This is a genomic window from Acinetobacter sp. TUM15064, from assembly GCF_008980265.1.
Lineage (GTDB): Bacteria > Pseudomonadota > Gammaproteobacteria > Pseudomonadales > Moraxellaceae > Acinetobacter.
On sequence record NZ_BKFU01000041.1, the window covers coordinates 26,525 to 34,408 of the forward strand.

6 protein-coding genes are annotated in these 7,884 nt (G+C 42.6%); 1 reads left to right on the forward strand and 5 read right to left on the reverse strand.

Translation table 11 applies throughout. The annotated features are described in order from the left end of the window. Window positions 1-30 precede the first annotated feature (30 nt). From GBI16_RS12305 to GBI16_RS12325, 5 genes are all read right to left on the reverse strand, one after another. The gene (locus GBI16_RS12305) at window positions 31-720 is read right to left on the reverse strand and encodes a hypothetical protein (protein ID WP_228146973.1); all 690 of its coding nucleotides are present in this window, start codon (window positions 718-720) and stop codon (window positions 31-33) included. Window positions 721-755: 35 nt separating this feature from the next. Beyond that, window positions 756-2,267, reverse strand: coding sequence for an alkaline phosphatase (locus GBI16_RS12310; RefSeq protein WP_086208632.1), 1,512 nt, complete (start codon window positions 2,265-2,267; stop codon window positions 756-758). Between the two features lie 14 nt (window positions 2,268-2,281). Continuing rightward, on the reverse strand, window positions 2,282-3,898 hold the full coding sequence (locus tag GBI16_RS12315; protein ID WP_151707163.1) for an alkaline phosphatase: 1,617 nt from the start codon (window positions 3,896-3,898) through the stop codon (window positions 2,282-2,284). A gap of 217 nt (window positions 3,899-4,115) precedes the next feature. Further along, on the reverse strand, window positions 4,116-4,901 hold the full coding sequence (locus tag GBI16_RS12320; protein ID WP_151707164.1) for a 3-hydroxybutyrate dehydrogenase: 786 nt from the start codon (window positions 4,899-4,901) through the stop codon (window positions 4,116-4,118). A 37-nt stretch (window positions 4,902-4,938) separates the two neighbouring features. Continuing rightward, window positions 4,939-6,363 (reverse strand): GntP family permease, encoded by a 1,425-nt coding sequence (locus GBI16_RS12325; protein WP_110974976.1) that lies wholly within the window; start codon window positions 6,361-6,363, stop codon window positions 4,939-4,941. Between the two features lie 578 nt (window positions 6,364-6,941). Here GBI16_RS12325 and GBI16_RS12330 point away from each other — a divergent pair. Beyond that, the gene (locus GBI16_RS12330) at window positions 6,942-7,823 is read left to right on the forward strand and encodes a LysR family transcriptional regulator (protein ID WP_151707165.1); all 882 of its coding nucleotides are present in this window, start codon (window positions 6,942-6,944) and stop codon (window positions 7,821-7,823) included. Window positions 7,824-7,884: the final 61 nt, after the last annotated feature.

Consider the following 7,884-nt stretch of genomic DNA (forward strand, 5'->3'; position numbering starts at 1 on the left):
CGTCGGAATTAAAAGTCAAAAACCCATCGGCTAATCACTAAAGTCCGCATAGTCACGTTCGCTGTATTTTTCTGTTTGCGTCCAAGGTGTAGCAACATGTTGGCCAATTTTGCGCACGGTAAAGGTTTTGGCAGAGCCAGAGGTCGGTTTGAGCAATTCATATTTTTGAACCAGTTGATCCTGTTCATTCCATATAATATTCAACGTTTGCCCAGCACTGCGTATTTGATAATGCGCTAACTTCGGATCACGTTGAATCAATTGTGCTCGCTTTAAAATGTCAGGATGAATCAAACTATATTCACAGCGCCAACAGTTTTTCATCCCTAGCATTTCTTGATCGACATCCTGCAATTGCACCCGCATTTTTTCATCTGGCAAAATATAAAAACGCTGAAACGGACTTTCTACGTTTGCTTGCCCGACTACATCTTTGCGCTGCATCCACTGAATTGCACTGTCAAAACTCGCATGCTCATGGGTGTCTGTTTTGGCAGACACATGAGCGTTGCTATGTGTCTGGGCTTCGTCAGCATGCGTTTGAGTGTTTAAACGTTCAATCCAAATATTTTGCGCATCTCGAATCATTTTCTCACTGTATTTTTGAATGGTCGTGACCCCATTGGCATCCAACCGTTCAATCTGATAATCAATACGATATTCATCGGCCGACCATACCCATGGACTGAGCAAACTGAAAGACAATGCTAAGAACTTCATTTTGAATTTGAACGGCCGTATTAATCTTATATCCATTAGAATCCAAATGCCTTTTTCAATTGCTCAAATACCCATGTATTTTCTTGTGTGCCTTTGAAAAGATTTGAATTCTTTCCTTCAGCAAACAGCATCACATCTCCGCCGCCATGTGTTTCGCTTTTCGCCAGTTGTACCCCGACTTCTTGTTTATAGTCGTCGGCAAAGGCTTGCTCGTTGCTAATACTGTCACGAATATCTAAACGTTTACCCGTACCATTTCCAAAAACGAGCGTCGTTCCTGTTGCCCCATTTACATCGCGGTATGGATTATGTACTTGGCCATCAGCCAGCACTTTGCTGTAAGCATTTTGCTCTTTTGCAATATTATAGTCATAGCTCAGCCCCAAAATACCTGGATTAGTCTCCGTCGTTTGGCCCGTTCGTGCGGCATAACCATTAAAGGTCATCACATGGTCATGGTCTGCCGTCACTACTATCAAGGTATTGCTCAAATCCACTTTATCCAGTGCAGTTTGAATTGCATCATTAAATGCCTTGGTTTCCTGCAATGCCCGTTTGGCATTATTGGCATGTAGCGCATGGTCAATACGCCCACCCTCAACCATCAAGAAATAGCCTTGTCCATGACTCTGTGCTTGCAGTGCATCAATCGCTTTACTGGTCATCGCCGCCAGACTCGGTTCAGTCTTTATATTCTTCTTGAGTCGATCCAAATCAAAATTTAAATGCGACTGTGTGGAGAATACGCCGAAAATTTTCTGAGTATTGACCGTCTGTGCCAAATCACTTTGGCTTAAAACGGTTTGATAACCCTGCTGTTTAAACTCTGCCAATAAATCACGACCATCCAAGCGCCCTTTGGGGTTGGAGACTGCATCATAAGGCGTCCAGTGATTTAAGCCGCCTCCCATAAGGACATTAATGCCATCCAATAAGTTTGGATTATAAGCTTTACCTTTTGGAACAGCTTGAAGCGCAATATCGTATTGCGCATCACGATGACAGATATGTGCATAGGTTGCCGCAGGTGTGGCATGGGTGAGTTCAGTCGTCGTCACTACACCAACCGCTTTTCCCTGCTTTTTTGCCAGTTCTAAAATACTTAACGCAGGCATCCCTGCGACCATACTACGGCCCTGTTCTGGACAACGGTTGATGGCTTTCGCTAAGCTTTTGCCATTCGGCAATTTTCCATCTTCAGGTTCGACCGCAACCGTTCCTGTTGTCATCGCAATCACTTCATTTTTATTTTTCTGCCCAGTCATATAGGCGCCCATAGAGGGAGCGCTATCTGTGGTTTGACCATCCTCAGAATAGGTTTTAATCCGTGCTGCGTGCTTCATGCTGTCCATGGCCAGTTTGCCATTTTCCCCCACAGCATAAATACGACTTGCCGTCACTGTGGTTGGTCCCATGCCATCGCCTAAAAAGAATATAACGCTTTTCGTCGGTGTAACTGTGGTGTCAGCAGCATACAAAGCACTTGAAGAAATCGACGCTGTAAGCAGAAGCATCATGTATGGGATGGTTTTTAAAGTATGTTTCATGTGATATCCCTCTGCTATAAGCCTGTGATCTTACGAATGAGGTGATTGACCTCAATATTTTCAAGGCTACCTGAGAACTGATCGGCTCCCTGACCAATTGCACCTAAAAACACATCTGCACCGCCATGCGTTTCTTTATCTTTATAGCCCGTTTGAATCACAGCTTCTTGTTGGAAATCATCCGCAGCAGTGCCCGTACACCAACCCGTTTCAGCCAAAGGATAGGTGAAACTATATTTTTCACCTTGCGGTGCCTTTGGCCCTTGTACTGGATGACAGACATCAGTGTCTTTTAAGTTCAGTACCAAGTCATCCATACGGTTTTGAGTGGGGCGTTTTTTGCCCGTACCAAAACCGATAATCGGATAAGGTTGACCATGAATATCTTGAGCAAAGCCCGCTTGGTCATAATTTTTTACCAATCCAAGCACGCTGGTTTCCTTACCTTCGACGTATTTTCCTGTACGCTTGGCATAACCATTTAAAACCAAGGTGTGATCATGGTCGGCCGTGATTACAATCAGTGTATTTTTAAGTTCAGGATCACTTTGTTTAAGCTTTTGAATGGTTGCTTCTAAAGCATCATTTAAGGCAATCGTGTCTTGTAAAGCACGTTTGGCATTGGTGTCATGCAGCGCATGATCTATACGCCCGCCCTCCACCATCAGGAAAAAACCTTTTTTATTTTGCGTCAGGATGTCTAAAGCAGACAGCGTCATTTGCTTGAGACTTGGCTCTGCCAAGTTTTTCTTGGTGCGATCCAAGTCGTAATTTAAATGACTGTGATTAAATAAACCCAATAATTTTTCATTTTTCGCCAGTTGCACTTGGGAGAGTTGGTTTTCATCAAAAACCACGCGGTAGCCTGCCTTTTGCATCTCGGTAATTAGATTGCGCCCATCAGTACGTTCTCCACCTGCATCTTTGGGCAAAAATTGACGCTTACCTCCACCCAAAACCACATCGACCCCATCTTTGAGTTTGAGGTTATAGCGTTGATAAGCATCACCTTTTGAACTCGGGACCAACTGTGATGCAATGTCATTTTCAGCATCACGGTGGCATATATGCGCATAAGTCGATGCAGGCGTGGCATGCGTGATCCGCGTCGTGGTTACAACCCCGGTTCCCCAACCCTTTGCTTTGGCTAATTCGAGTAAAGTCTGTGTGTTTTGCTTATTTTTGTTTTGAGGGTTAGTCGCACACTGGTTATTCCCTACTGAGTCAGGTTCAACCGCAATTGTCCCTGTCTGCATCGAGATCACCTCGTTTTTCATCTTCACACCGGTCATGTATGCGCCCATCGAAGGTGCGCTGTCCGTGACTTGTGCATCTTCAGAAAAGGTACGAACAAAAGCAGACTCAGGCAGCCGATCAATCGCCAACTGACCATCTTCACCAACAGCATAAATACGTGAAGCGGTAAGCGTGGTAATGCCCATACCATCACCCAAGAAAAAGACCACACGTTTCGGTTGTTGGACTTTTTCTTGTTGGAGCTGTTGCGCTGTATTGGCCTGTTGATTTCGCGTTATCGTCGTACTTTGACAAGCGGTAAGCAATAAAGCGCTGAAACTTATACATGCCACGCTGATTGTTTTTAATTGGAATTTTTCAAGAGAACCGAGCATGGCATCAACCCATCTAAAGATGGCTGAACCATACACCGCAGATATTTAATTAAGATTACAACAGTACACAAACTTTAAATTTTCTTGGTACTTAGATATTTTTATCACGTTTCACAATGATTTTTAGTTGGGTACTTTTACAAAATCGGGCACTATAAAAAAACCTCGGATACGAACATCCGAGGTTTTTTAATTTTTAAACCTATGCTGAGGCAAGTTATTGCGCGGTATAGCCACCATCCATCACCACGGCTTGACCCGTTACACCACCCGCCTTATCACTGGCAAGGAAGATCGCATAATCCGCAATTTCCTCTACACTGAGTAAGCGTTTTTGTGGCACCATCGCCAAAATTACATCTTCTAATGCACTTTGTTCGCTGACATTTCGGGTTTTAGCCAAGTCATGAATTTGACCACGTACCAACGGTGTATCGACATAGCCCGGACACAGCGCATTCACCGTAATACCATCACGCGCACACTCTAAAGCCGCAACTTTGGTCAAACCAATTACACCGTGCTTAGCACTGTTATAGCCTGCCTTACCAGCAAAGCCAATCAGACCGTTAATCGAAGCCATATTAATCACGCGACCAAACTGCTGCGCTTTCATGATGGGAAATGCATACTTGATGCCAATGAACGACCCCACCAACATGACATTAATCAACTTTTGATAGACTGCGGTTGGAAAGTCTTCAATCACTGCAACATGCTGAAAACCCGCATTATTGATGAGAATGTCCAACCGCCCATAGGTTTTCTGAGTCAGCTCAATCGCTGTTTTATATGCTTCTTCATCAGTCACATCACAAGGCGCAGACAAAGCCTCAAAACCTTCATTTTGAAGAGCTGTAACCGTTTCAGCACACTTCTCTGCATTCATATCAGAAATGACAACTTTGGCACCTTCACTGGCAAATTTCTTTGCAATTTCATGTCCAATACCGCTGGCTGAACCAGTAATAAATGCAACTTTATCTTTTAACAGTTGACTCATCATGTACTCCGTTGTCTTCTTTTTTCATTCCAAAGTCTTAAACAATACCAAACCAAGTAAAGGCAGCAATGGCAACAAATACCGCGATGGTTTTAATAATCGTGATGGCAAAAATGTCTTTATAGGATTGCTTATGGGTTAAACCTGTGACTGCAAGTAAGGTAATCACGGCGCCGTTATGCGGTAAGGTATCCATACCGCCAGATGCCATCGCGACAATACGGTGCATGACTTCAGGTGGAATTCCCATGGCGAGAATCGCAGCATTGTACTGATCGGCCATCGCACTTAAAGCAATACTCATCCCACCAGAAGCTGAACCTGTCACGCCTGCTAAAACTGTCGTGGTGACTGCACCATTGACCAGCGGATTGGTAAAGGTATTACCCAATGCATGACTAATGATCGCAAAACCTGGTAAGGCCGCAATGATCGCACCAAAACCATATTCAGATGCAGTATTCATCACTGCAAGTAAAGACCCGCCAATACTGGCATTAACGCCATCTTTAAAGCCCGTATAGACACGGCGGAAGTCAAATGAAATGGCTGTGATAATGCCCACAATCAAAGCCAAGCCCACGGCCCAAATGGCAGAGGTTTTCGCAACATCGACCGTGTAGGCTGCAAGTCCAATCGCATTAAAGTCAAAACCGTTTGGATACCATTCTTTAATTGCGGTTGATAAATATTTATTGGTCACGGCAACTAAAATAAGCGGTACAAAAGCTAACCATTGACGCGCGGTAGAACCATTTGATGTGGTATCTAAGTTTTGCTTCAGTTGTTGTTGCTCGGCTTCTGTCAGCTCAATACCTGTGGCATAGCCATCCCCATTTCGAGCGGCTACACGACGGCGCCATTCTAAATAGCTCAAACCTGTAGCAAGAACAAATACCCCACCAATCAAACCAAGAAACGGTGCCGCATAAATGTCCGTACCAAAGAATGTGGTTGGAATAACGTTTTGAATTTGTGGGGTTCCTGGCAAGGCATCCATGGTAAAGGTAAATGCACCAAGGGCAATGGTTCCTGGAATCAAACGCTTTGGAATATTGGCTTGTCTAAAGAGTTGATTTGCAAATGGATAAACAGCAAACACCACGACAAAAAGACTGACGCCGCTATAGGTTAAAATTGCACCTAAAAGCACAACGGTTAACATCGCATTTTTAGAGCCAATCAGATTGACAATGGTTTTGGCAATAGATTCGGCAATTCCTGACATTTCAACCACTTTACCGAAGATGGCACCGAGTAAAAACACCAAGAAATAATCTTTAATGAACCCAACCATTTTGGGCATAAACACGCCTGAATAAAAAGGCAAAACGTTAGCAGGGTTAATCAGTAAAACCGCCAACAAGGCACAAATCGGTGCCATAAGAATTACAGAAAAACCTCTGTAGGCTGTATACATCAGTAGCCCAAGAGACAATAAAATTACACCCAAATCCCACATATTTTTTACTCCATCCTTAAAGAAAATATGTCTTGATGTGCTGTGATATTAATGGCGAATGATGTCAAATGTAGTTGAGTCACAGTACAATCAACCTGTACTGAAAGTACCCTATACGTATCCATAGACCGTCTATTTTCCATCATGACGAGATGTCTATGTGCACTCTGATCTATGTACTATATTTATCCATCAGAGCATTAATATTTCAGCTTATGGGTCAGACTATAATGCATATAAACCCGCACATTGTTTGAAAATAATCATTGAGTAAGAAGAAAAATTGATTAATATCCATGCCCTAGTAAGACTGATCAAACTAATTGTATCAAGTTAAAGGTAAAATTTCGAAATCACACAAAATAATCAATTTTTATATTTTTCATTTAGTTAAAACATATTTTTACAGACTATCACGCTGTTCGGCTTATACTGCTTTGACCCATCGAATCAAAACCACATTTACTTTCATCACTTGATCTATTTTGACCTCTTGTTGTATTTTTCATGTAAACCATTGGAGAAAAGCACGTTCACTTTCATTCGACATCGTGTTGCATCATTGCTCAGGGAAGCTCATGACACTCAAACAATTAAAAGCCTTTTTAGTCCTTGCACGTACGCTTAATTATGCCAATGCAGCCAATGAACTGTGTCTGAGCCAATCCGCTCTCAGCTTAAGTATTAAAACGCTAGAAGAGGAACTCGGTGGAAAACTGTTTAAACGCAATACACGTCGGGTAGCAATCACCACCGAAGGTCAGTCCCTGATTCCCTATGCCAAAAAGCTTCTGGCTAACTGGGAAGATATGGAAAAAGATGTCAAACAGCGCTTTAAACTCAACCGTGGCACTTTAAATATTGCCTCAATGCCCTTTGCCACCCATGCGGTACTCCCCGCAGTCATGCATGATTTTTCACAATTACACCCCAACATCAGTTTTTCCATCCATGACATTACCAATGAAAAAATTATTGAAAAAGTTCAAGAAGGCATTTTTGAGATTGGCATTTGTTTTGAACCTAAACCGAATGATCAACTGATTTTCCAGCCCTTATTTAATGAAGACTTTTTGGCTCTGTTACCCAAACACCATGCCTTAGCCAAACAAAAAAGCGTGACATGGCTGGAACTCTGCTCTTACCCTTTTGTGACCTTACAAAACCCCTCGATTATTCGACATGTAATTGAGGAACAGTGTGCGGCGCATCAAGTGGTGTTGGATTTGAAAGTCGAATGCCACCAAATTAGTTCCCTATCTCACTTTGTTGCCTATGGCATGGGCGTCAGTGCGATTCCACGGCATTTTCAGAAATTCATTGATCTTGAAAAAAATGTGTTGGTTGAAATTGGCGACAACCAAACTCAACTGGCGGTGGGCATTATTTATAAAAAAGATTATGAACTGTCCAACATTTCAGCCCAATTTATTGAAACCACACTTTGGCATCATTTTTAAAGCCTCACTTTTATCATTAAAGACAAAATACTATTTTTATTTCTTATAAATCAAATACTTA